We start from the raw sequence: 24,016 nt of genomic DNA, 5'->3' as shown, positions 1-24,016 counted from the left end.
CACGCTATCGGCATTGAGCTGGGCAATACGGGCGCGCAGCCCTGCAATATCCGCGCGTGCCTGCTCGGGCACCACGGTGGCCGCAACGTCGCACTCGGCAAGGGTAAGGAGGTCTTCAAGGTAAGGCCCGCACTCGCGAATGAGGCGTTTTACGGCAGCATCGCTCCAATCCGAACGATACTCGCCGGGGCGCATGTGCAACCTCACCAGCGTGGTAACGGCCTCTATCTCCTCATTGGAAAACTTGAGACGACGCATGATACGATGAACCATCTCTGCCCCAACGTTTGCATGGCCGTAAAAGTGCACCTGTCCATCAACCTCGGTACGGGTTTGCGGTTTGCCGATGTCGTGCCAAAGCAGACCGAGCCTAAGCGCCAGCCCGGCACTTTCGGGCAGGCACTCTAAGGCAACGAGGGTGTGCTCCCACACATCGTAACGGTGCCATCCGCCCTGCCGACAGCCCACCATCTTCACCATCTCCGGGAGAAACTGGGAAAGGAGATTCAGCTCGAGCAGCATCTGCAGACCCCGGCGCGCTTTGGCGCCAGGCAGCATAACGATCTTCACAAACTCATCTCGAATGCGCTCATACGATATGGCCGGGGGGCTTAGCCGATAGGCGTCCTTCATAATTCCCTCTCTGGTTTTGGGTTCGATCTCAAAATCGAAGCGTGCGGCAAATCGCACGGCACGCAGCATACGCAGTGGGTCGTCGTAAAAGGTAATGGCCGGGTCGAGGGGCGTACGAATGATTTTTGCGCGTAGATCGGCCATGGCCATACCGGTAAGATCGAGACGCTCGCCGGTATGAAGGTTTTCTAAAAGCGTGTTGATGGTAAAGTCCCGCCGAAACACATCCTCGCGTAGACTTGCAAGGTGCACGTTGGGTTTGCGCGATTCAGGATGGTAGCTTTCCGCCCGCGCAGAAACCAGCTCGACGGTACAATCTATCCCCTGGGCTGTTGCCACGGTAATGCGTGCGGTGCCAAAACGAGGGTAGACGACCGGATAGTGCGTTGAAAGGCCTTTTTTGTGGAGGAAATAGGCAAGTTCAACGGCATCCCCTTCCAAAACGATGTCGAGATCGGGAGAGGAGGGGACGCCTAGCTCCCGATCGCGTAGCAGGCCGCCCACCAGGTAAAGCCTGCCCTCGTAGGGGGTGCCGCGGGTGGCCTCGCGTAGTTGATGGATGGCGTCCTCAATTGCCGCATCTTGAATAGAAGGAGGGGTTTTGTTCTCGCCTAAGGCAGGTTCAACGTCGCTCATTGCTTTAGTGTACCTTGATGCAGGCTTCCTGATCCCCACATGGGCACCGTTTCCTCCTCGGCATCCTATACGCAAATCTCTATTTTTATGTGCTGCTTGTGAGATAGGTGAAAGCTTGGTGGTGTAGAGGGCTGTCGTCTGTGTAGGGGTTGTCAACTGTTGCCAGGTATGGGCGCCAAAGGGGATAGGCCGTAGGGGTAGGGTAGGTGCAAAGCCTACCTCCTATAGACCTACACCCTGAACGCGAAACTGTCCTCTTTGGGTATGGTTTGAACGACGTAGTGTCTTAAGCATTCTGTTGAAGCGTAAGAAGACACTCACGCGCCGCCGCCTCTACTTCAGGAGGAAGTTCCGGGAGCTTAAGAAGTTCGTGGAGCGCCGGGACGGCTCGCCTGTCGCCCCTACGCTTAAGGTCATCGAGGATCGAGCACACAAGCTGATGATCGTTCTGGTTCTGTACAGCTGCGCGAAGCAGCAGGGCGATGTCCTCCTCAGAGTCGTGTTTGGACGGCCGGAGGAGGTTGGCCGAGGGGGAGGTCTCGGAGGCAATGCGCAAAAGGAGGTCGCTCTCTTTATGTTTGGCGAGACGCTCTTCGATGTGGGCTATCACCTGAGAGGCGGCAGCCCGAACGGAGGGCAGTCTTCCCGCCCTGCCCTTTCCTCGAGCGATACGGTTAAGAAAGGGGAGCACACTGCGGTCTCCTACTTTGTCTAGGGCGTCCAGAATGAGGTGAGCGTTTCCCTCTTCCGTTTGGTTTTCCAGCATGATGGCGAGGAGGCGAAGGGTGCGTGTCTGTAGCTTGCCGTAGTGGTCGGGGGTGAGAGCGGGAAGAAGGGAGAAGATGGTCTCGCGCATTTTGCGCTTCAACGTCATCAACGCCCCAGACTCCGCCTGCACCAGGCTGTCCAAGGCTTCCACTGCCCGCAGTTTCCCCAAAGCGCCTGCGGCCTCTTCACGCACGGGGTTGGCGAAGGCGGCTTTGAATGACATAAAACTAGAGAATGTAGCGAGCACATCGAGAAAAGCTGAAAAGGCTCCTGCCTTTTTCCAAGTGATGATCGTTATTACCAAAATCACCAGCGCAACAACCCCAATGCCGGTCAGCATCTGAACGGAGAAGTCCCCGCTCAAAACCTTGGCGAAGGCGTCAACGGTCTTCTCACGTTGCTCGTTCCGCTCGGCTAGGCGGGCTAAGGCCCATACCGCCAACTGTTGTTCGCGCCATCGCCGCCAACTAGGCCGGCGCAAAACGGCATAAAGAGGCTCTAGGGGCACCGTGGCTGTTGGGTCGGCAAGTAAGGTTTCGACGGCACCACGTACGGGGCTTTTAGGGGATACAGTTGTCAGAAGCGTTTCGATGCGCTGACGTTCTTCGATCGAAATAGCGCCTACAGCCGGCGTAGAAACGGCTCCTTTTGACACGGCCTCGGTGGCCGATTGGCCATAGAAACTCTGTTCCTGTGGGGACATGCTAGGAATCCTATATTTGATCGAAGAGACGAGATGGCAACGTGCTCGGTTTCAGAAATTCTACAATGGGGACAACAGCCTCGGCAAACAAAAAAATGGGCGAACAGGGACTTGAACCCCGGACCTCTTCGGTGTAAGCGAAGCGCTCTACCGACTGAGCTATTCGCCCATTGTAGCCCTATTATACCGCAAAGCAGGCCTATTTTGAAAGACGCTAAGCCCTTTCCTAGAGACGATGGCAATCGAAGGACTTTATGCCGCCGCACAAGGATAGACCCCTTTGGGGGTAGGTCTTATGCCTACCCTACTTTTAGGCCGGGTGGAGTGCACGGATGGGAGTAGGTATAATGCTTCTCGATAACCGGTTATCTCACCCATTAAGAGAGTCAAATTGCGTATTCTGCTGACGAATGATGATGGCGTGCATGCGGCGGGTCTCCATGCAGCCCGCCGTGCGCTTGCCCGTATAGGGGAGGTTTTTGTGGTTGCGCCCGAACGCCCCCGCAGCGCCGTAGGGCATTCCATCACGCTTCACAAGCCCCTTCGCCTTACCGCCGTCGCCTTGCCGGATGGTGCGGAAGGCTATGCCTGCAACGGCACCCCTGCCGATTGTGTGGCCCTAGGGTACGAGGTGGTGATGGGCGGTCGCTGCGACCTCGTGGTTTCCGGAATCAATGCAGGGGCCAATCTGGGCTGGGATGTAGTCTACAGCGGCACGGTTGCCGGCGCGAGGGAGGGAGCGGTAATCGGCATTCCCTCCCTCGCCGTCTCCCTCTGTTTGCCCGAAAATGTTGCCGTCGGTACCCTCTCTTTCGAGCCTACCGCGGCCTTCATCGGGCAAGTTGCCACATGCATTCAACAACATCGCCTTCCCCCGAATGTGCTCCTCAACATCAATATTCCCTATAGGCCCGATGCCTCAGTGCTGCCCATAGCGATTACGCGACAGGGGCGGAGGGAGTACGTGAACCGCATTGCGGTGCGCGAGGACCCCTATGGGCGACCCTACTATTGGCTTGGGGGCAGCGTGCGACCGGAAGAACCCGAACCCGGCTCGGATGTGTACGCGGTTCAGCACGGTGCCATCTCCATCACCCCCATCCATCTCGATATGACGGCCTATTCCCTTATGGAAGCCCTACAGAGTTGGAACTGGGAACCCTTTCATGTGGAAGGAGCGAAACCGTGAACCGACGGGAACTGCTGGGCTTTTCAGGCGCCTTTCTGCTGACAGGACGAGGCCAAACCGGACCGGCAGAAAATGCGCTTTGGTGGGATGTACGCCGTTTTGGCGCCGTTGGAGACGGAAAAACCAAGAACACCGCAGCCCTTCAGCAGGCGATAGAGGCCGCTTTTCAGGCCGGAGGAGGAACGGTGTATGTGCCCGCAGGCACTTATCTTACCGGCGGGCTTGTGTTGAAAAGCAACGTGCGTCTCTATCTCGAAGCGGGGGCTACCCTGTTGGGCAGCACCGACCCAGCGGACTATGAAGACCACCCCGGTCCCTACCCCGGCGGCGATGCCAACACGCGCCATCTCCTCTTTGCCGAGAACGCCGAAAACATCGCCCTTTGCGGTTTGGGAACGGTGGATGGGCAAGGCCCGGCCTTTTGGCAGCCTACCCATCGTCCGCCTCCTCGCCCGGAAGACCTCTGGCGCGATGTCATCGCCTACGACTATAGGCCCATTCGTCAAAGTGGGAAGCAGATACGCCCCTCGCCGATGTTGGAGTTTGTGCGTTGCCGAAACGTTCACATCGAGGGCGTGCTGCTTGCTAATTCGCCGGGCTGGACACTACGCCCCATTCTTTGTGAAACGGTGACCATTCGCGGCATCCGCGTGCGTAACCCCATCTACGGCCCCAACACCGACGGGATGGACATTACCTGTTGTCACAACGTCTTTATTTCCGATTGCGATATCGCCACCGGCGACGATGCCATCTGCTTGAAAAGCGAAAACCCGTACGGTGGGCCGGTGCAAGCCAACGAAAACATCACCATTACCAACTGCGTACTCACCACCTGCTGCAACGGTTTTAAGATGGGCACGGCCACGCAGGGTGCTTTCCGAGACATCACGTTTACCAACTCGGTGATCTACAATGCGGATGCCGACCCGATAAACGCGCGGGTTATTTCTGGTATTGCCGTCGAGATGGTGGATGGGGGATCGGTGGAGGGAGTCGTTATCTCGAATATTGCCATGCGCAATGTGCGTACCCCTCTTTTCGTGCGTCTCGGCACACGAACGGAGAACCCGGCCGTGCCCACGTCGCTTCGAGGTGTTCGGATAAGCCAGATTTACGCCACCGGTTCTCTGCTAACCTCTTCTATTACGGGGCTGCCGGAGCATCGGGTACAGGAGGTGCAGCTAGAGAACATCTGCATTGAGACCGTAGAGGGAGGCAAGGCCGAGTGGGTTGAGCACACGGTGCCTGAACAGCCCAAAGCCTACCCAGAAGCGCGCATGTTCGGTAGGTTGCCTGCCTACGGTCTTTACTGTCGGCATGTGGACGGCCTTCGGCTTTCACAAATCGAGCTTGTAAGCAAGACGCCGGATGGGCGCCCCGCCCTGGTTTGCGACGACGTGAAAAACCTAGACGTCCAGGGCCTGCACGCTTCGACGCCCTCCACACAGATGCCGTTGGTACAGCTGAACGACGTGCAGGGTGCCTTTTTGCACGGCTGTGCGGCCCCGCAGGGCGTGCAGGCCTTCTTAATGGTTTCGGGGGCACGAACCGCGCGGGTGCGGCTGGTAGGCAACGATCTTTCGGAAGCCAAACAGGCTTTTATCGTGAAGCCCGATGTACCGAAGGGAGCTGTGCGGTCGGCAGGAAACTTGAAATAGGGCTAAAAAGCGGGTAAAGTATTTTCTGGCATAAGAAACATGAAAGAGCACAGAAGTACTTTAAAAGCAAATTTGGCATGACATTGCGAAAAACGAAAATTGTTTGCACTATAGGGCCAAGTAGTTGTCATCGGAAGACGTTGGAGCGTATGTTGCAGGCCGGCATGGATGTTGCCCGCCTTAACTTTTCCCACAGCGATCACGCCTGGCACGCTGAGGTGATCGCCAGCCTGCGCGAAATCTCTCAAAAAATGGGCAAACCGCTCGCCCTCCTGCAAGACCTCTGCGGGCCGAAAATTCGGCTTGGCGACCTCGGCGCCGACGGCGTATCCTTGAAAAGAGGACAGGTGGTGGGCTTCATCGCGCGCGACACCCTGGAGCCTCCTACCAAAGCCTCCGAGAACCTACTACTCCCTCTGCCGGTGCCGGAACTGCTGGCGGCGCTTCAGCCGGGGCGCAAGCTGCTGCTCGATGATGGCAAAATTCTCCTTCGCGTTCTGCGCACCGAACCCACAAAGGAGGCACCGGCCCCCATTGTTTGGGCGCGATGTCTTTCAGGGGGAAAGCTGCTTTCGCGTAAAGGGGTGGCTGCACCGGGTACCCCATTCTCTATTCCTGCCCTCACTTCGCGCGATCTCGATGACCTCCGTTTTGGCCTGAGCCAGGGGGTGGACTGGGTAGCCGTCTCTTTTGTGCGCCATGCCGAAGACCTTCAGCCCATCTTCTCTACGATGCAGCAGTTGGGAGTGCGGGTGCCCGTGATGGCCAAAATAGAGAAGGCGGAGGCGGTTCATCATTTTGAGGCCATCTTAGAGGTTGTAGATGGGGTGATGGTGGCGCGAGGCGATCTGGGGGTGGAGATGCGCTTTGACGAGGTGCCTATTGTTCAAAAGCAGCTCATTCGCGCCTGTAACCGAGCGGCAAAACCGGTGGTTACGGCCACCCAAATGCTCGAATCGATGGTACAGTGCCCGCGTCCCACCCGTGCCGAGGCGGCCGACGTGGCCAACGCCATCCTCGACGGAACCGATGCCGTCATGCTCTCGGCCGAGACGGCCTCTGGAGCCTATCCGGTGGAGGCCGTGCGCACGATGGCCCGCATCGCGCTAACTACCGAAAAAGCCTTCTTCCGCAATCGCGACTATGCCGAGCGCCTGGCGACCCCACATCAACTTACCGAGGCCGTAGGCCATGCTGCCGCGCAGATCGCCTGCGAAATCGGCGCCAAAGCCATCCTCTGCGCAACCTCCACCGGCCGAACCGCTCGCCTGGTGGCTTCGCACCGACCACCTGTGCGTATCCTTGGTGCGACCCCAAGTCGAGCGACCTATCATGCGCTTGCCATGGTATGGGGCGTGCAACCCTGTCTTGTGGAGGCGGTGAAAGATACCGATTCCATGATGCGCGAAACGCTGGATGTGGCACAGCGGTTGCAACTGGTGCGCCCCGGCGATACGGTGGTGTTAACGGCCGGTGTGCCCGTCAATCGCCCCGGCACCACCAACCTCATCCGCGTGCACACGGTGGGAACAACCCTGGAGGCCAATCCCCTCGCCCACTCCTAAAAGGAGGCTGCCGGAGGAGTGAGGAACCTACCGCTGTTCAAACCGCGCACCAATAGGCCGGTTTCCACACGCAGATGGTAGACTGTAGGGGTAGGCACAAAGCCTACCCCATCTCGATGGCCTATCCTCTTTGGCGCATATATCCGGCGACAGTTGGCAACCCCTCGGCAAAACCTCTTTTCTAGGCGGTTTCGAGCAGTTGCCTCAGCACATACTGCAGAATGCCACCGTGCCTATAGTACTGCACCTCCTGGGGCGTGTCTATACGGGCAAGCACCCGAAACTCTTTGCGACTTCCGTCCTCTGCAGTGGCCTGCACGGTAAGCTCGCGGCCGTTGGCGAAGCCGTTGGCGATGGCCTCGCGCAGCCCCAGAATGTCGTAGCGCTCTCGGCCGGTCAGCCCTAAGGTCATCGCGTTCTCTCCTTGTCGGTACTGAATGGGGAGGATGCCCATGCCCACAAGGTTGGAGCGATGGATGCGCTCAAAACTTTCGGCCAACACGGCGCGGACGCCCTGCAGGTAAGGGCCTTTGGCCGCCCAGTCGCGGCTGGAACCAGAGCCGTACTCTTTGCCGGCCAGCACGATGAGCGGCGTGCCGTCCTGCTTGTAGCGCATGGCCGCTTCGTAGATGGTCATTACCTCACCGGTAGGGAAGTAGACGGTAACGCCCCCTTCGGTGCCGGGCACCAGCAGGTTTTTAATGCGCACGTTGGCAAAGGTTCCTCGCACCATCACCTCGTCATGACCACGACGCGCCCCGTAGGAGTTGAAGTCGGCCGGGTCTACCCCGCGCTCAATGAGATAGCGCCCAGCCGGTGAGGTGGGTTTGATGGAGCCAGCAGGCGAGATATGGTCGGTGGTAATGCTATCTCCAAACATCGCCAACACTCTGGCGCCGCGTATATCCTCCACCGTTTCGGGTGCCTCGCGAGGCATGTTGTCGAAGTAGGGTGGGTTCTTGATGTAGGTCGAATTCGGGTCCCATGAGAAAAGGGCGCCGCGTGGAGAATCGATTCTGTTCCAGTTTTCATCGCCTTTGAAGACATCGGCGTAGTTTTCACGGAACATTTCGGCCCGTACCGCTTTTTCTATCGTCTCGGCTACCTCCTGCTGTGTCGGCCAGATATGGCGCAGGTACACCGGGTTGCCCTCCTTATCCATGCCCAGCGGGTCGTTGTACGGATCGAAGTCCATATGCCCGGCCAGCGCGTAGGCCACAACCAGTGGAGGCGACATCAGGTAGTTCGCGCGTACTTCGGGCTGAATACGCCCCTCAAAATTGCGGTTTCCGGAAAGCACCGAACAGACCACCAACTTGCCCTCTTCAATGGCACGACTTACTTCGGGCGGCAGCGGCCCGGAGTTGCCGATGCAGGTGGTGCAACCATAGCCCACCGTGGCGAAGCGAAGTTGCTCGAGATAGGGAAGCAGTCCGGCCTGCTCTAAATAACGGGTCACCACACGGCTGCCAGGGGCCAGCGAGGTTTTTACCCATGGCTTGGACTCTAGGCCCAGCTCCACGGCCTTTTTTGCCAACAGGCCGGCTGCCACCATTACCGAGGGGTTCGAGGTGTTTGTACAGCTTGTGATGGCGGCGATAACTACAGAACCGTGACTCAGCTCGTAGGTGGCCTTCTCCGTCTCCACCTTCACACGGGTGGCCAGTGCGGTCGCTCCGTTTGAGGCGGATCCAGGTCCCAATAGGGAGGGGAGAGCCTGCTCCCAAGCCTTTTTGGCATTGGAAAGGGGGATGCGATCTTGTGGGCGCCTTGGGCCGGCGATGGAAGGCTCCACGGTGTTGAGATCGAGTTCTAGGGTCTCAGAGTAGAGGGCCTCGGGCGCATCGAAGCTGTGGAAAAGCCCCTGCTCCTTCATGTAGGCCTCTACCAGCGCGATCTGCTCTTCGGAGCGACCGGACATGCGAAGGTAGCGAAGCGATTCGTTATCTATGGGGAAGATGCCGCAGGTTGCCCCATACTCCGGCGCCATATTGCCCACCGTTGCGCGATCTGCAAGGGGAAGCGAGGCTAGGCCGGGTCCGTAAAACTCCACGAACTTGCCCACCACGCCCTTCTTGCGTAGCATCTCCGTAACCGTCAACACCAGATCGGTGGCCGTAGCTCCTTCCGGCAGCGCATTGACCAGGCGGAAGCCAACCACCTGCGGAATCAGCATGGAGACCGGTTGCCCCAGCATTGCCGCCTCCGCCTCGATGCCGCCCACGCCCCAGCCCAGCACGCCGAGGCCGTTGATCATCGTTGTGTGCGAGTCGGTGCCGACAAGGGTATCGGGGTAAGCCATGATCGTGCCATCCGCACGGGCATCGGCAAAAACCACGCGCGCCAAATACTCCAAATTCACCTGGTGCACGATGCCTGTACTGGGCGGAACAACCTTGAAGTTCTGGAAGGCCGATTGGCCCCACTTCAGAAAGGCATAGCGCTCTCGGTTGCGCTCAAACTCCTTGGCCACGTTCAGGGCTAGGGCATCTTTCCTGCCAAAATAGTCCACCTGTACCGAGTGGTCAATAACAAGCTCCACGGGCAGCAGCGGGTTGACTTTTGAGGGGTCTCCGCCAAAACGGGCCATGGCCTCGCGCATCGAGGCCAGGTCTACAAGGCAGGGCACGCCCGTAAAATCCTGCAGCAAGACTCGGGCGGGGCGAAATGCGATCTCCCTTTCGGGCACTGCATCGGGACGCCAGCGTGCCAGTGCAAGAATGTCTTCTGCAGTTACCGTAACGCCATCCTCATGGCGTAGCAGGTTCTCTAGAAGGATTTTGAGAGAGTAGGGGAGTTTGGTGAGGTCAATACCGTGCTGTGCAAGGGCTTCAAGACGGTAGTAGGTGTAGGTTCTATCGCCCACACGCAGCGTGGTGCGGGCATTAAAGCTATTTTTCATGAAGGCCTCCTCAGAATTCTTCGATCAGCAGGCGCCTTAAAGGAAAATTCAATGCGACTCTGTTGAATCTACGTAGGAATTCTACCACTCTGCGGTAAAAGAATACAAACACAGAGCCGCTTGAGGAGCGGAACGCCATTAAACCGAAAGAAGGAGAAGCGACTATGTCCTCAACTCCCTTTGATAGAATGGAGGTTGTCGAGGGCGACATTACCCGTTTGGAGGTAGACGCCATCGTAAATGCGGCCAACACCACGCTGCTAGGGGGCGGTGGAGTGGATGGGGCCATCCACCGTGCGGCGGGGCCGGAGCTGCTTGAAGAGTGCCGAACGTTGGGGGGATGCCCCACCGGAGAGGCCCGCATTACAAAAGGGTATCGCTTGCCGGCCCGCTACGTGATCCATGCCGTGGGGCCGGTGTGGTATGGCGGCGATAGGGGGGAAGACGCCCTTTTGGCGAGCTGCTATCGCCAGTGCCTCCGCCTTGCAAAGGAGCATGAGGTGCGCACCATCGCCTTTCCGGCGATCAGCACGGGTGCCTATCGCTTTCCCTTGGAGCGCGCCACACGTATTGCCCTGAAAGAGGTAGCCGATTTTCTCAGGCAAGAGCCGCTGCCGGAAAAGGTGATCTTCTGCTGCTTTGGCACAGAGGCACTTAAAACCTACGAAAAGGTGCTCCAGGAACTGCGAGCTACATCGGCGTAGGGAGGGGTAAACTATGCACATCAAAAAGCGCCTACGGCAAATATTCCCATGGCTCGGCGGCGCGATGCTGATAGGCTGCGGCTTCATCTTGCTTTCAGCACGGACAGGCGCTCTGCAAACCTCCGTTCTGACCGTGCACCCGCCGCCCAATGCCCCGGCGGCGCTGCAGAAAGCGATTGAGAAGGCCTATAAGGCCGGCTATAGGGGAGTGCGCATCGCCCCAGGAACTTACCCTATCGAAGACCCTCACAGTGACTATGCACTGCATCTGGTGGACATGAGGAATTTCGAGGTAGATGGACGCGGGGTAACGTTGGTGCGACTGAACCCGCGCCAAGGCGGAATCCACCTCGATCACTGCACTCACATTACCTTGCGCGGTTTCACTATTCGCTTGGCGACCACCGTGCGCACTCAGGGCGCCATTGTGGCAATAGACCCTCAACGAAAATGGTTTGATATCGTCGTAGATAAGGGCTATCCCACCGACCTCGATAACCCCGCCGACTTCGACCCCCATCCTACCGCCTATTTTTTCGACCCGAAAACTTTGCAGTGGAAGCCGGGAGCTTATGATGTTTCCATCGGTCGTGTGGAACGGCTAGGGCCTAACAGGTTTCGGTTTCATGGCAGCTTTGGAGCCGATCACACCATGGCCGTTGGCGATCTTGTGACCTATCGCAACTACCTCTCAACCGATCTGGAGGTGGGCGATTGCTCCGGCATCAAAGTGATCGGCCTCACCTTTGTGGGTCCTACCGGCTGGGTGGTACATGAGGGGGGTGGAGAGGGAGGGAACTTTTATAACTACTCCATTCTCTACCCGCCGCCCCCGCCGGGGGCTACACAAAGACCGTTGATGGCTGCCGGAGCGGATGCCTTTCACTCGAGCGGCATTCGGCACGGCCCGACGGTTGATGGGTGTCTTCTACAAGGAATGCCGGATGACGGAATCGCGATACATGGTCGCTACGCCATGGTGCAGGAGGCCGATGGAAACCATCTCAGCGTGCGCGTTCCTTGGGGCAACTTCTTTCAGACCGGCGATCGCGTGCGGGTTTATACGAAAGACCTGGTGCCCATAGGGGAGGCCAGGCTAAAGGCGGTAGCGATTCTCTCTAACTATCGCCCTCAACGCCAGACCGATCTAAAGGCCTTTAAAGAGGGGAACCTCTTTGTGGCACTTACCCTCGACCGCGATCTGCCCGCTCCATTTGAAGGGCTGGTAAGCGACCCCGATGAGGATGGAAGCGGTTATGTGTTGCGTAACAATGTGATTCGTAATCATCGCGCGCGTGGCATGTTGCTGAAGGCCGACGATGGGCTGGTTGAGAACAATACAATCGAGGGAAGTACGATCGCAGGCATCGTGATCGCGCCGGAGCTGTGGTGGAACGAGGCCGACTACAGCCACCATGTCGTCGTGCGCAACAACCGCATCCTTAACGTGGGCTACGTTACCTGGCAGGGAACCGACCAGGCAGGAGCCATCTCGGTGATGGCATCAAACGACCACGGCTTTGTGCCCGGCTATGGACATCGGGATATCCAGATTGATGGCAATACCATAGAGAACTGCGACGGCGTGAACCTGCTGGTTACCTCTGCCGAGAACGTGGACATCCGTAACAACGTTTTTCGCGGCGCGCAGCAACACCCCTCCAATCGAGGCGCCAACTGGCTTGACCCGAAAGCTCTCATCTACCTTACCGCATGTAAGCACGTGCACCTAGCAGGGAACCGGGTGGAGAGACTAGGGCATGAGAACAGCCACCTTGTGGAGGCCACCTCAACGGCTCTGGAGGTTAGCGGGGTGAGCCGGGGGGTGCGTTTGGCTGCACGATAGAAGATGTTGTGCGGTGATGGCGAGCTTCGGTTGCTTAGAGAGGTGCGCCGTGGGATTCGGCGGCATCTCAAGCCGATCTGGTAGAATATAAGTAGCTTTGTAGTTGAAATAGGTGCCTAATATGCCCGAACAGGGGGTTGAGACTCTCGAAGAGGCGCTTGCAAGAGGAATCCGCTATGCGCGCATGGCGGAGTGGGGGCGCGCCGTGGAGGCCTTCCGAAAGGCCGTGGCGCTCGACCCAGAGAACACGGAGGCTCGGTTTCGCCTCGGATGGGCTTTATGGAACTTGGCCGATACCGATAGGCCTACTTTGGCCGATATGGCGCTGCTCTACGGTGCGCAACTGCTTGGGTTCGACCAAACGGTTCGCGATGGCCGTAGGCGCTATCGAGCCTGGCGACAGACTTTGGAGGATGCGGCCTACTATTTGGAATCGGTGGTGGAGCGCGACCCCAAACATGCCCGTGCCTACCACTACCTGGCCCGTGTGTTTCAGGCGCTCGACCGCCGTGAAGAGGCCGAACAGGCCGCCCGGGCGGCGGTTCAACTCGATCCCTCCAACGCAAACTACCGTAACTTTGCCGCCTCGCTGAACGCGCTCTCCAACCATCGCTACACTGCAACCGAATCCGATCTTCCCCAGCAGAGCGCTCTTACATGGGACGATCTGGTGCTGAACCCGCGCACGAAGCGCGAACTGCGTCAGATGCAGCTCATGCTGGAGCAGCCGGAGCTGGCGCGGGAGCTAGGCGTACAACCTCCCACGGGCATCCTGCTTAAAGGCCCCCCAGGTACCGGAAAAACCACCATTGCGCGTGTATTGGCCAACGAGGCCAAATGCCACTTCTACGCCATTACGCCGGCCGACATCAACCAGATGTACGTGGGGGAAAGCGAAAAAAGGGTGCAGGAGCTATTCGCACGCGCACGCGCCAACCCGCCTGCCATCATCTTCATTGATGAGATAGATGCGCTGCTTCCCGTGCGTCAGGGCGGTGTGGCCATCCATTCCGATAAAGTGGTGAACCAGTTTCTGCAGGAGATGGATGGGTTAACGCCCAACAGCCGTGTCTTCATTATCGGCGCTACCAACCGCCCCGATATGCTCGACCCGGCCGTGCGGCGAGGTGGCCGCCTTTCGCGTGAGATCGAGATTCCTTTGCCGGACTTTGAGGCGCGCCGGCAACTGTTTGCCCTCTGCACCCGAAACGCCAATTTAGCGCCCGATGTGGATATTGACGAGCTGGCCAGGAAAACCGACGGCTATAGCGGGGCCGACATTCGCGCCCTTGTGAATGAGGCGGGGCTGTTGGCCCTCATACGAATCGCCGATCAGGGGCCGGATACGCCGCGCGCGCTCACCATGGCCGACTTCGAGGGTGCACTGGCCAATCTAGGTTGATAATGCGGGGAATCGGTGGAACATCCCGAAGGCCAAAGCTTGACTCGACGCTTAAGGATGTTGTATTCTACCCTCGCTAAGTTGAAACTAAAACCGAGTATATAAGGAAGCACCATTTGTTATGCAGGTAAAAGTCGAACATGCGACTCCGCGTACGGCTACGGTTGAGATCACCGTGGATGAGGAGCAGGTAAGCCGCACCTTCGAGAGCGTGTATAAAGAGTTTAATCGCTACGTCAACGTGCCGGGGTTTCGACCGGGAAAAGCGCCCCTCGCCCTTCTGGAACGTTATGTAGACCCAGAAAGGGTGCGACGGCGGGTTTTAGAGAAGCTTGTCGCCGAAACCGGCTCCAAGGCGCTGGAGCAGGAGTCGCTGGAGGTAATGAGCGGCTACAACCCCGAAATTGATGCCCCCGACATCGAGAACAACAAACCCTATACCTATAAGTTGATCGTGCCGCTGGAGCCGGAGGTCTCTCTAGGTGCTTATACCGGCCTGACCGTGGAGAAGCCAAAGCGGGTGGTAACCGACGAGCTGGTGGAGCAAGAGATCGAGCGGCGTCGCAAGCCTTATGAGCGCCTCGAAAGGGTAACCGATAGGGGGGTAGAGCCTGGAGACGTGTTGAGCGTAGAGATGCGCGTTCAAGAGGAGGGCGCGGAGGAGGATAAGGGGCCTGCACGGCGTCGTCTTATCTTTCTTGGGAATAATATCCCCGGTTTTGATGAGGCCTTGCTGGGCATGAAGATCGGTGAGGAGCGCACCTTTACTCTGCCCTATCCCGATGACTACCCCGACGAGACCAAACGTGGAAAGCAGGCCACCTATACCGTAAAGCTAATCGGAATCAACGTGCGCAAACTGCCTGAGGTCAACGATGCCTTCGCCAAAGAGCTGGGCTATGAGAATGTTGAGACCATGCGCCGCCGCGTGCGAGAGGAGCTGGAAGATTACTTTGAACGACTGGGTAATGAGCTTGCCGAACAGCGGCTTATCGCCGAGATCGTGAAGAACTCTACGGTGAACTTCTCGGAAATCCTGGTGAAGGAGGAGATGGAATCTCGCCTCGAATCGCTGGCACGTGAGCTGCAACAGCGTAACCTGACGTATGAGCAGTATCTGGCGGCCATCGGCAAAACGGCCGAGGAGCATCAGAGGGCGCTTGCAGAACAGTCGGCCTATCGCATTGCGGCCTTCCTTGTGCTGCGTGCCATCGCCACCCAAGAGGGGCTGCAGGTTGACCAGGAGGATATTGATGCAGCCTTCGACGATATGTTAGAAAAAGGTCAAATTACGGAAGAACAGTATGGGGAGTTTCGGCAAAACCCGCGGAAGCGATTGGAACTGGCCGACGCGCTGGTGCGACAGCGCCTCCATGACTTTCTGTTTGCCAACAACACGATTCGAGAGGTAGAGGTATCCGACCTGCCCCAAGAAGAGACAGAGGAGGAGATCGCCACTGCAGAGGGGGGTGAATAAATAATGGAACGGAAAATAGAGACACCGCAGAACGTGATTCCCATGGTGGTCGAGCAGAGCGCCCGAGGAGAGCGTGCTTACGATCTCTATTCGCGCCTGCTTCGCGATCGCATCGTGTTTGTGGGGGAGCCGATAAGCGACCACCTTGCCAACCTTGTTATCGCCGAACTGCTTTTCCTAGAGCGTGAAGACCCCGACGCCGACATCGAGCTGTACATCAACAGCCCCGGTGGCAGCGTCTCGGCAGGGCTGGCCATGTACGACATCATGCAGATGCTTAAATGCGATGTGGCCACCATCTGTGTTGGCATGGCGGCCTCGATGGCAGCGGTTCTGTTGGCCGGTGGCACCGCCGGCAAGCGCTATGCGCTTCCAAACTCCCGAATTATGATTCACTCGGTGGCCGGTGGCTATGAAGGCCCCGTTCAAGATGCCGAAATTCGCCTGCGGGAGATGATACGCATGCAAGACGTGCTTACCGAGATACTTGCTCGGCATACCCATCAGCCGACCGATAAGGTGCGGCGCGACATGGACCGCGACTACTTTATGTCGCCTCAAGAGGCGCTGGAATACGGTTTGATAGACAAGATTGTGGATAAGAACGAACGCTAGAAAACGGAACCCTTCCGTTTCAAGGAGAGAGCTTTGTCGAGAGTTTTTGAGAGGTCTGAAAACCGCTGCGTGCTGTGCGGCAAAACGCGAGAGCAGGTGGGCAAGCTGATAGCCGGCATGTACGGCGCCGTCTGTTTTCAGTGCGTAGAACGTTGCAACGAGATCATTGCCCGTGAGGGTCAGGAAGCCACTCCGGGCGTGGGGCCGGCTTGGGGTTCCATCCCCAAACCGAAAGAGATTTACCGCATACTCAGCCAGTACGTGGTGGGGCAGGAGCGCGCCAAGCGGGTGCTCTCGGTAGCGGTCTATAACCACTACAAGCGCATCAACGCCCCAAGCAACGATGTGGAGTTGCAAAAGTCCAATATCCTTCTTATTGGGCCAACCGGTTCCGGTAAAACCCTGCTTGCACAGACTCTCGCCCGCATTCTCAACGTTCCCTTTGCCATCGCCGACGCCACTACCCTTACCGAGGCCGGTTATGTGGGCGAGGATGTGGAAAACATTCTGCTGAAGTTGCTTCAGGCTGCCGAAAACATGAACCCCAGTGGCGGGCTTGAACAGACCATTCGCAACGCCCAGCGGGGCATTATCTATATTGATGAAATAGACAAGATCAGCCGTAAAAGCGAAAACCCCTCCATTACCCGCGACGTAAGCGGAGAGGGGGTGCAGCAGGCCCTGCTAAAAATTCTGGAGGGCACCATCGCCAACGTTCCCCCTCAAGGGGGCCGCAAACATCCCCAGCAAGAGTACGTTCAGGTAGATACCACCAATATTCTTTTTATTTGTGGAGGCGCTTTCGAGGGCCTCACCGACATCATCTCGCGTCGTATTAACAATCGCACCATGGGCATTCGCGCCAACATCGGCGATAAGCAAGACCGGGTCTCGCAAAAGGGCAATCTCTACCAGCATGTAATGCCTGATGACCTTCTCAAATACGGCCTCATTCCCGAATTTGTGGGGCGCCTGCCGGTGGTTGCGACTCTCGACCCGTTGGATGAAGAGGCTCTCATGCGCATTCTGGTAGAGCCGAAGAACGCTTTGGTAAAACAGTATGCGCGTTTCTTCGAGTATGAAGGGGTAGAGTTGGTGTTTACCGAAGCCGCGCTGCGTGCCATCGCCCGTGAAGCCATTCAACGTAGCACCGGTGCCCGTGCCCTACGCACCATTATCGAAGAGGTTATGCTGAACGTGATGTACGAGTTGCCATCGCAATCCAACGTGAAAAAGTGCGTGGTGGATGAGGAAACGGTGCTAAAACGCATTGACCCTACCCTCATCACCGACAGTACGGAAGATGCCATGCGCCAGGCCTCCTGAATCTGGCAAGGGGAAGGGCATCGGCCTTAGTGTGGCTTTGCAAAGTCGGCTGCCGTCACAGGGTTGAAGATAATGTCAAAACCTTCTTGGTGTTGTATGCGCACGCCCTTCCCTAGCCCGAAACGGTCGCTGACATATTCTTAATGCCTGTAGTCCCATCAGAAACCAATCGGTTCCCAACAAGGCTCGTGCAGCCGTCCGTCGGGTGAGCTTGGGTTTGGGCAGAGGTTGACAGGCTGCAAGGCTAAAGGTAAGCTCCTCTAACTTCCAGTAGAGTTGGGAAACAATGCTACGAACTGTGCGTTTCATGGCAAGATACCTTCCTAAGTATTAGGTTGGTATAAGAAGAGATAAGGGCTGATCCTCTCGTCATGTAAAGATTAGGGCCAATTGCTTAAATCATGAGACCATACGGTACCTTAAGCGTTTGTACTTGATTATTCAACCGCAGCACAATCTAGCGTTTTGTTACCTGGTAGGGTTCTGGATGAACTTGCACTATGCTTTTGAAATCGTTGTGTTCCTCGCAGAAAGTAGTGATGGGGCGAATACCCTCTTTTGCTATCCGCGTGCTAAACCACATGCTTTTCGGCATGGAGTGGGCGCCCTCAAAGATAAAAGGCCACTAATAGATGGAAGCAAATTGTTTTTGTTCCTGGGGCGAAATGTTGGTGTCAAGCCAAAAGTTAGGGCAGTCAAAGATATGACGGTCTTTAACGTAGCAGGTTGAAGATGCACACACTCTGATGAGCCTTCGCCCGTGCCGGGGCAAATACCACCCACAATATGCCTGCCAATAACGCGATTATCCCTACCACCACTAATAACTCCACTAACGTGAAACCCCGTCTACACATCTTTCACCTTACTTCCCTACAATAGCCCGAAATGTAGCATCACAACGCTTTACAGCCTTCAGGCTATACACACGCAACGGCATCATCTGCCGGATGAGTACGCACAGAGTCTGTAAGTGCCGAGGAGGAGGAAGCCGATCCTTATGCGTCCTAACGGCGAATGGAGGGGGTTGATGCCTGGCCGTGTGCCGTTCTCACGACCTCGATCTCCTCGAAGGTGCAGAGCAGAAGGTCGCCGGGGATGGTATGTTTGAGGGCGGCCATGGCCATGCCCATCTCTAAACCGAGCGGGAGATTTTGCTGAAGATAGCCGAAGATAACTCCGGCATCGAAAGCGTCACCGGCGCCCACTCGGTCTACCACATGGGCAATGGGGTAGGGGGCGGCGAAATGCTCACCGGAAGGGCTAAAGGCATAGGCTCCCTCGCCTCCACAGGTCACCACCACGTTCACGACGCCGTAGCGGGTGTGAAGAGCGCGCGCCATTTGCGCCTTCTCCTCTGCCATCGCAAACAGCAGTTGTGCCTCCTCATGAGGTACAATAAGCAGGTCAACTTGAGGAAGCAGCGGCTCGATGGTGGCACGCGCGGCCTCTACAGACCAAAGACGGGCGCGGTAATTTGTGTCGAGACTGACCCGTGTGCCCACCTTTTTGGCCACCTCGATGGCGTAGCGAACGGCCGCGGCACATCGGGGGCTGAGAGCCGGGGTGATGCCGGTAACATGCAGTAGGCGTGACCGGGCGATGCGCTCCTCTTCCACATCCTCCGGCCCTAGGGCGCTGGCTGCGGAAGAGGCTCTATCGTAGTAGACCTCTGTGGCGCGGGGCGACACACCAAAATCTAGGAAATAGAGACCTGCGCGCGCCTTGGGGGACGAATCCCAAATAACGCCGGAAGTGTCTACACCCCAACGGCGAATCTCGTTTTCAATGCGACGGCCTAAAGGGGTGTTGGGAAGGCGTGACCACCAACAGGCTCGCATGCCAAGACGGCAGAGGGCCACGGCCACATTCGATTCGGCACCGCCGATTCGCACCTCCAACGAGGTGGCCTCCTCAAGCCGTGCATAGTGCGGCGGGCTAAGCCGCAGCATCGTCTCCCCAAAGGTACTAACATCCCATCTCGCTTCGGAACGCATCATCAAACTCTTCCTCTTTTGAAATTAGGTGCATATTTAGCATACCTGGAACAAAAGCGAACCTGCTTGCAATCTAATGGAGATGCAGGGTACAATAAAGAACAGTGCGCTAGAAGGAAGTAGAAGATTTTTCATCTTCATGCTTAACCGGTTAAGTGAATACGCTAACTGTCCGTTTGCGTATGAAGCAATGAGCTTCAGCCCGTTTGAGACATCCGTCCAGAATGACATAAGCGAAAGTCTCTTTCACGCTCCTGTTCCTAGCTGTTTTTCGAGGTAATTAGAATGACCATCTTTGTGTGTGAAGACAAAGAGCAGTTGGCGCAGCGCGCCGCCGATCTCTTTCTCCAAATAGCCCATCGCTCCATCGAGGAACGTGGGCGCTTTGTGGCCGCCCTCTCCGGCGGCTCAACACCGGAAAGAACCTACACGCTGTTGGCACAGCCGGAGCGCGCTGCCCAGTTGGATTGGAATAAAGTCTACCTCTTTTTTGGAGACGAGCGCTTTGTGCCGCATGATGACCCGCGGAGTAACTATCACATGGTAAAACAGGCCATGCTCGATGCCCTGCCGCTGCCTACCGGGCACGTTTTGGCGGTGCGCACCGATCTGCCCACCGCAGAAGCTGCCGCCGAGCATTACGAACAGTTGCTGCTGGCCTTCTTTGCCCTGCCCGACCGCAAGACACTGCCTCGTTTTGACCTGGTGTTTCTAGGCCTTGGCGACGATTGCCATACGGCCTCTCTCTTTCCGGGCGCCGCCGCCCTTGCGGAGAGGGAGCGTCTGGTGGTGGCCACACCCCCAGGTACGCTACCACCGCCCGTTGAACGCATTACCTTTACCTTCCCGCTCATTAATGCTGCAAGGCAGGTGGTGTTTTTGGTGGCCGGTGGCAATAAGGCAAAAACATTGCACAGCGTGCTGGTAGAACGACCGCCCATCTGGCTTTGCCCTGCCGTGGGTATTCGCCCCGCCGATGGGGAACTGCTCTGGCTGGTGGATAAGGAGGCTGCCAGCCTCTTGCCGCCCGAAAGGCTTAACCCCTAAGTGTGAACGCCTTGATTTGTGTTAGTAGCCTTGTAGAACAGTTTCGTGTGTAGGGGTTGGCTTTGCGCCTACCCCTACAGCCTATCCTCTAGCGTACTAAACTGTCAACAGTGGGCAACTCTCTGAAACAGAGCGCCTCACCTTGCGGTACAATATCTTTAGCGTCGAGATGCCGTCTTAAGCACCCTTAGCCTCGTTTTGATGGTGGGTGGGAGAGCCTAACACAAAAAGCAGGCAAACCGCTTAGCGGTGTCTGTCATTGTTGAGAGGAGCGCGCATGAAAGCCCAGATACTCGGAATGCGTCCTGGAGAACCTTGTGTGTTGGATGAGGAAGGGCGACGGGTTGGATTGATCTTACGAATCGTGCCGGAGACCCCCGAAGAGGTTGCCGAGCTGAAACGGTTTTGCCGTCTCACCGAGGCGTTTACGTTTGTGATTGACGAGGAGTATCGGCTCAATCAAAGCCAATGCACGCCGGTGTACGGTGAGCGCAGCTTCGCACTGGTCTCCACGCACGGGTTGGAAGAGCTTGTTTAACCCTTTTCAACCCTCTCGAATATAAAGTAGAGCCACATTAAAATCGAATAGAACGAAGGAGTAAGAATGCGTAGAGGAGTGATCGCCGGCAACTGGAAGATGCACTGCACCTTGGAGGAGACTCGCCGCCTGCTAGAGGAGTTACTGCACCGTCTGGAAAGTCAGCCACCTTGTGAGGTGGTCGTCTGCCCACCATTCACGGCTTTAAGCACGGCGGCAGCATTGTTGCGCAATACCCCCGTTAAACTTGGCGCTCAAGACCTGTTTTGGAAGGAGAAGGGGGCCTATACCGGCCAGATCGCCCCAGGTATGCTCGTGGACGTAGGGTGCGAGTATGTCATTGTAGGCCATTCCGAACGCCGTGGGCGCTTCGGTGTGCCGGAGCCGGATTTCGATGCAACGATTCTCGCCTATTTTGGGGAGAGCGATGCCACCGTGAACAGAAAGCTACGGGCGGCTCTCGCCGCCGGCCTCACTCCCATCTGCTGTGTTGGCGAGACGTTGGCCGAACGCCAGGCCGGCCAAACCGACGCGGTGATAAGAACCCAAACGCGCGCGGCTTTGGAGGGAATCGGCGAATTGGAGGTGCAGAAGATCGTCTTTGCCTATGAACCGGTTTGGGCGATCGGCACGGGCGAGGTATGCGCCGCCGCCGAGGCCAACCGCGTGTGTGGGCTTATTCGCACCGCCGTGTGCGAGGTAGCCGGAGCCAACGCCGCAGCTGCCGTGCGCGTGCAGTATGGCGGCAGCGTGAAACCGGAGAACGCCGCCGACCTTCTCGCGCAACAGGAGATAGATGGCGCCCTGGTGGGAGGGGCCAGCTTAAAAGCGGCCGATTTCTTGGCTATCCTGCACGCTTACCCTGCATCCTAGCTTGCTCGCAATCGAAGCCTGTTAAGCGGAGCGGCGTTCCGCTTGTCTCAACGGCCATTTCCCGTGCAGTCCATAGCAAACGTTTGGTAGCAGGAGAAAACAGTCCTTTTATAAAAATATTAGCAGTGCAAAACTTTCGTGTAGGAGCATCATGCCGATGAAGGTTCAGAAAGCTCTCTTGCTGCTACCCCTTGCCGTAGCCCTCTCCCTTCCGTTACCATCGCTTGCCGCACACAGAGCGCGTGCCGAATCGCCTTTTGGAGAACGGCAGAAAATCCTCTTCGATGCCGATTGGCGTTTCTTCCGCGAGCCAACACCGCATTTAGAGCAAACCGTTCCTATTACCGATTGGGTCTACCTCCCTATAGAGGAGGGGGCCGGCGACGCGCAGGTGCTTGCCGACCCTCATCTAGATACCTCGACGGGCGGCTGGAAACCGGTAAAAACCGGCACCGATGTGTTCGAGGGAAGGGTGGGCTTTGCCTGGTTTCGCACCACGCTGCCCTCCATCGCCCCGCCGCCTAAAGGTTATTCCCTCTACCTTCTCTTTGAAAACGTGGATGATAACGGTACGGTGTACCTAAACGGCAAAAAGTTGTACTACCATGAGGGCTATGGGGAGCCTTTTGTCGTTCCGCTGGCCGAAGCGTGGCGCCCAAACGGCCCGAATCTGTTGGCCGTGCAGGTGGATAACGTGGGGGGCGGCCCAGGCGGTATTTTGGGCGATGTGCTTTTGGGCTATGCCAAAGGCGCCGAAATAGGTAGCGGAGCCTCACAGCCCAATTTTAACGATAGCTCCTGGCGCATCGTGCATTTGCCCCACGATTACGTGATCGAGGGGCGCTTCGACCCGAAAGCGAGCGTCTCTCACGGTTTTCTGCCTACGCCGCCGGCATGGTATCGCAAAACCTTCTATCTGCCGGCATCGGATAGAGGCAAAAGCCTCTGGCTCTATTTCGAAGGTGTCTTTCGAGATAGCGATGTCTGGCTTAACGGTAAATTTCTCGGGAACCATCCTAGTGGCTACACAAGCTTCTTCTACAATATCTCTAAAGCCGCCAACTTCGGTGGCAAAAACGTGCTGGCCGTACATGTAGACCCCGGTAACTACGAGGGATGGTGGTATGAAGGAGGTGGAATCTACCGCCATGTGTGGCTCATCGTTGCAAACCCCGTGCATATTGCGCAGTGGACGACCTTTGTGAACCCGCAGGTGGTTGGGGACGACGTGGAGCACCCCGACATGGCGCAGGTGAATGTGCACACCACCGTGGAGAACGACACCGACGCCGAGGCCGCGTGCCGCCTGCAGTTTCGTGTGCTCGATGCGGAGAACCGCCTTGTTGCCCAAACGGCGAGCACGGCGAGCGTTCCTCCGAACGGCACGCAAAAAGTGGCCGTTCTACTGCCTCTCCATGCACCGCATCTTTGGTCTCTAGAAAGCCCTTACCTCTATAAGCTGCAGATAAGCGTTTTGCGAGATGGGCGCATCGTGGATGGGAACGAGACCCATTTCGGCGTGCGCACCATTCGGTTTGACCCCGACAAAGGCTTTTTCTTGAATGGCAAGCATGTAGAGATACAGGGCACCTGCAACCATCAAGATTTTGCGGGCGTGGGCATCGGCATGCCCGACTCGTTGCTGGAGTGGCGCATTCGCAAACTGAAAGAGATGGGCAGCAACGCCTACCGCTGCTCTCACAACCCGCCTGCGCCGGAACTGCTTGATGCCTGTGATAGACTGGGCATGTTGGTAATGGATGAGAACCGGCACCTCGGCGACGTCTACACACCAAAGACACCACCGAACGCACCCTACCCCGATCTCTCCGATCTCGCCTCAATGGTGCGTCGCGATCGCAACCATCCCTGCATTATCCTCTGGTCGCTCTGTAACGAAGAGGGGATTCAGGGCACACCGGCGGGAGAGCGCATGGGCGCGGCGATGAAGAAGGTCGTTGAAGCCCTCGACCCCACCCGCCCCGTCACCGCGGCGATGAACGGAGGATGGGGATATGGCCTCTCGCATGTGCTGGATGTGCAGGGCATCAACTACTCGTATGGGGTGTACGACTCTTTTCACGAGTCGCATCCCGATTTCCCCATCATCGGCAGCGAGATCGGCAGCGATGTA

Annotated in this window: 19 protein-coding genes and 1 tRNA gene; 13 read left to right on the top strand and 7 right to left on the bottom strand. The window is 57.3% G+C overall.

Annotated features, from left to right (window positions below):
• From VKV29_RS10030 to VKV29_RS10020, 3 genes are all read right to left on the bottom strand, one after another.
• A partial coding sequence (locus VKV29_RS10030) for an HDIG domain-containing metalloprotein (protein WP_324201167.1) occupies nt 1-1,269 on the bottom strand: 1,269 nt, incomplete at its 3' end.
• A gap of 286 nt (nt 1,270-1,555) precedes the next feature.
• The gene (locus VKV29_RS10025) at nt 1,556-2,740 is read right to left on the bottom strand and encodes a hypothetical protein (protein ID WP_324201166.1); all 1,185 of its coding nucleotides are present in this window, start codon (nt 2,738-2,740) and stop codon (nt 1,556-1,558) included.
• Nucleotides 2,741-2,836: 96 nt separating this feature from the next.
• Nucleotides 2,837-2,909 (bottom strand) — tRNA-Val (locus tag VKV29_RS10020).
• Between the two features lie 222 nt (nt 2,910-3,131).
• Between VKV29_RS10020 and surE the strand changes: the two genes are divergently transcribed.
• The 3 genes from surE to pyk all read left to right on the top strand — a co-directional run bounded on the left by surE (nt 3,132) and on the right by pyk (nt 7,155).
• The gene (surE, locus tag VKV29_RS10015) at nt 3,132-3,929 is read left to right on the top strand and encodes a 5'/3'-nucleotidase SurE (RefSeq protein WP_324201165.1); all 798 of its coding nucleotides are present in this window, start codon (nt 3,132-3,134) and stop codon (nt 3,927-3,929) included.
• A complete protein-coding gene (locus tag VKV29_RS10010; RefSeq protein WP_324201164.1) occupies nt 3,926-5,590 on the top strand; it encodes a glycoside hydrolase family 28 protein in 1,665 nt (554 codons plus the stop codon). Before surE ends, VKV29_RS10010 begins: the two co-directional genes overlap by 4 nt.
• 77 nt (nt 5,591-5,667) lie before the next feature.
• The gene (gene pyk, locus VKV29_RS10005; protein WP_324201163.1) at nt 5,668-7,155 is read left to right on the top strand and encodes a pyruvate kinase; all 1,488 of its coding nucleotides are present in this window, start codon (nt 5,668-5,670) and stop codon (nt 7,153-7,155) included.
• 181 nt (nt 7,156-7,336) lie between these two features.
• Here pyk and acnA read toward each other — a convergent pair whose 3' ends face one another.
• Nucleotides 7,337-10,057 (bottom strand): aconitate hydratase AcnA, encoded by a 2,721-nt coding sequence (gene acnA, locus VKV29_RS10000; RefSeq protein ID WP_324201162.1) that lies wholly within the window; start codon nt 10,055-10,057, stop codon nt 7,337-7,339.
• Nucleotides 10,058-10,221: 164 nt separating this feature from the next.
• On the opposite strand from acnA, the gene VKV29_RS09995 reads away from it, so the two are divergent.
• From VKV29_RS09995 to clpX, 6 genes are all read left to right on the top strand, one after another.
• Entirely contained in the window at nt 10,222-10,761 is a 540-nt protein-coding gene (locus tag VKV29_RS09995; protein WP_324201161.1) for an O-acetyl-ADP-ribose deacetylase, read from the top strand.
• Between the two features lie 13 nt (nt 10,762-10,774).
• On the top strand, nt 10,775-12,607 hold the full coding sequence (locus VKV29_RS09990) for a right-handed parallel beta-helix repeat-containing protein (protein ID WP_324201160.1): 1,833 nt from the start codon (nt 10,775-10,777) through the stop codon (nt 12,605-12,607).
• 121 nt (nt 12,608-12,728) lie between these two features.
• The gene (locus tag VKV29_RS09985; protein ID WP_324201159.1) at nt 12,729-14,009 is read left to right on the top strand and encodes an AAA family ATPase; all 1,281 of its coding nucleotides are present in this window, start codon (nt 12,729-12,731) and stop codon (nt 14,007-14,009) included.
• Nucleotides 14,010-14,130: 121 nt separating this feature from the next.
• Nucleotides 14,131-15,486: a trigger factor gene (gene tig, locus VKV29_RS09980; protein ID WP_324201158.1), complete on the top strand. Its 1,356-nt coding sequence runs from the start codon at nt 14,131-14,133 to the stop codon at nt 15,484-15,486.
• A 3-nt stretch (nt 15,487-15,489) separates the two neighbouring features.
• The gene (locus tag VKV29_RS09975; RefSeq protein ID WP_324201157.1) at nt 15,490-16,101 is read left to right on the top strand and encodes an ATP-dependent Clp protease proteolytic subunit; all 612 of its coding nucleotides are present in this window, start codon (nt 15,490-15,492) and stop codon (nt 16,099-16,101) included.
• A 33-nt stretch (nt 16,102-16,134) separates the two neighbouring features.
• Nucleotides 16,135-17,427 (top strand): ATP-dependent Clp protease ATP-binding subunit ClpX, encoded by a 1,293-nt coding sequence (gene clpX / locus VKV29_RS09970; protein ID WP_324201156.1) that lies wholly within the window; start codon nt 16,135-16,137, stop codon nt 17,425-17,427.
• A gap of 75 nt (nt 17,428-17,502) precedes the next feature.
• Here clpX and VKV29_RS09965 read toward each other — a convergent pair whose 3' ends face one another.
• From VKV29_RS09965 to VKV29_RS09955, 3 genes are all read right to left on the bottom strand, one after another.
• Nucleotides 17,503-17,736 (bottom strand): hypothetical protein, encoded by a 234-nt coding sequence (locus VKV29_RS09965; protein ID WP_324201155.1) that lies wholly within the window; start codon nt 17,734-17,736, stop codon nt 17,503-17,505.
• A gap of 404 nt (nt 17,737-18,140) precedes the next feature.
• Entirely contained in the window at nt 18,141-18,284 is a 144-nt protein-coding gene (locus VKV29_RS09960; protein WP_324201154.1) for a type II secretion system protein, read from the bottom strand.
• A gap of 150 nt (nt 18,285-18,434) precedes the next feature.
• Nucleotides 18,435-19,427, bottom strand: a complete 993-nt coding sequence (locus VKV29_RS09955; protein ID WP_324201153.1) for a sugar kinase — start codon at nt 19,425-19,427, stop codon at nt 18,435-18,437.
• A 282-nt stretch (nt 19,428-19,709) separates the two neighbouring features.
• Between VKV29_RS09955 and pgl the strand changes: the two genes are divergently transcribed.
• The 4 genes from pgl to VKV29_RS09935 form a co-directional block, all read left to right on the top strand.
• A complete protein-coding gene (pgl, locus tag VKV29_RS09950) occupies nt 19,710-20,471 on the top strand; it encodes a 6-phosphogluconolactonase (protein ID WP_324201152.1) in 762 nt (253 codons plus the stop codon).
• 277 nt (nt 20,472-20,748) lie between these two features.
• On the top strand, nt 20,749-21,009 hold the full coding sequence (locus VKV29_RS09945) for a hypothetical protein (protein WP_016483862.1): 261 nt from the start codon (nt 20,749-20,751) through the stop codon (nt 21,007-21,009).
• A gap of 66 nt (nt 21,010-21,075) precedes the next feature.
• Nucleotides 21,076-21,882, top strand: a complete 807-nt coding sequence (gene tpiA / locus VKV29_RS09940) for a triose-phosphate isomerase (RefSeq protein ID WP_324201151.1) — start codon at nt 21,076-21,078, stop codon at nt 21,880-21,882.
• A 157-nt stretch (nt 21,883-22,039) separates the two neighbouring features.
• Nucleotides 22,040-24,016, top strand: a 1,977-nt coding sequence (locus VKV29_RS09935) for a glycoside hydrolase family 2 TIM barrel-domain containing protein (RefSeq protein ID WP_324201150.1), incomplete at its 3' end; no start/stop codon positions are given.

The organism is Chthonomonas sp., assembly GCF_035294165.1.
In the GTDB taxonomy this organism is placed as follows: domain Bacteria; phylum Armatimonadota; class Chthonomonadetes; order Chthonomonadales; family Chthonomonadaceae; genus Chthonomonas.
The sequence above is the reverse complement of the archived record's forward strand: the minus strand, read 5'-3'. Positions and strand labels throughout refer to the sequence as shown.

What these genes read in the sequence shown, in the direction of transcription:
- VKV29_RS09955 (WP_324201153.1), bottom strand. Translation starts at nt 19,427, where the DNA reads ATGATGCGTTCCGAAGCGAGATGGGATGTTAGTACCTTTGGGGAGACG.
- tig (WP_324201158.1), top strand. Translation starts at nt 14,131, where the DNA reads ATGCAGGTAAAAGTCGAACATGCGACTCCGCGTACGGCTACGGTTGAG.
- VKV29_RS09985 (WP_324201159.1), top strand. Translation starts at nt 12,729, where the DNA reads ATGCCCGAACAGGGGGTTGAGACTCTCGAAGAGGCGCTTGCAAGAGGA.
- VKV29_RS09965 (WP_324201155.1), bottom strand. Translation starts at nt 17,736, where the DNA reads ATGAAACGCACAGTTCGTAGCATTGTTTCCCAACTCTACTGGAAGTTA.
- tpiA (WP_324201151.1), top strand. Translation starts at nt 21,076, where the DNA reads ATGCGTAGAGGAGTGATCGCCGGCAACTGGAAGATGCACTGCACCTTG.
- VKV29_RS09995 (WP_324201161.1), top strand. Translation starts at nt 10,222, where the DNA reads ATGTCCTCAACTCCCTTTGATAGAATGGAGGTTGTCGAGGGCGACATT.
- VKV29_RS09945 (WP_016483862.1), top strand. Translation starts at nt 20,749, where the DNA reads ATGAAAGCCCAGATACTCGGAATGCGTCCTGGAGAACCTTGTGTGTTG.
- VKV29_RS10025 (WP_324201166.1), bottom strand. Translation starts at nt 2,740, where the DNA reads ATGTCCCCACAGGAACAGAGTTTCTATGGCCAATCGGCCACCGAGGCC.
- VKV29_RS09975 (WP_324201157.1), top strand. Translation starts at nt 15,490, where the DNA reads ATGGAACGGAAAATAGAGACACCGCAGAACGTGATTCCCATGGTGGTC.
- acnA (WP_324201162.1), bottom strand. Translation starts at nt 10,057, where the DNA reads ATGAAAAATAGCTTTAATGCCCGCACCACGCTGCGTGTGGGCGATAGA.
- VKV29_RS09960 (WP_324201154.1), bottom strand. Translation starts at nt 18,284, where the DNA reads ATGTGTAGACGGGGTTTCACGTTAGTGGAGTTATTAGTGGTGGTAGGG.
- VKV29_RS09990 (WP_324201160.1), top strand. Translation starts at nt 10,775, where the DNA reads ATGCACATCAAAAAGCGCCTACGGCAAATATTCCCATGGCTCGGCGGC.
- pgl (WP_324201152.1), top strand. Translation starts at nt 19,710, where the DNA reads ATGACCATCTTTGTGTGTGAAGACAAAGAGCAGTTGGCGCAGCGCGCC.
- pyk (WP_324201163.1), top strand. Translation starts at nt 5,668, where the DNA reads ATGACATTGCGAAAAACGAAAATTGTTTGCACTATAGGGCCAAGTAGT.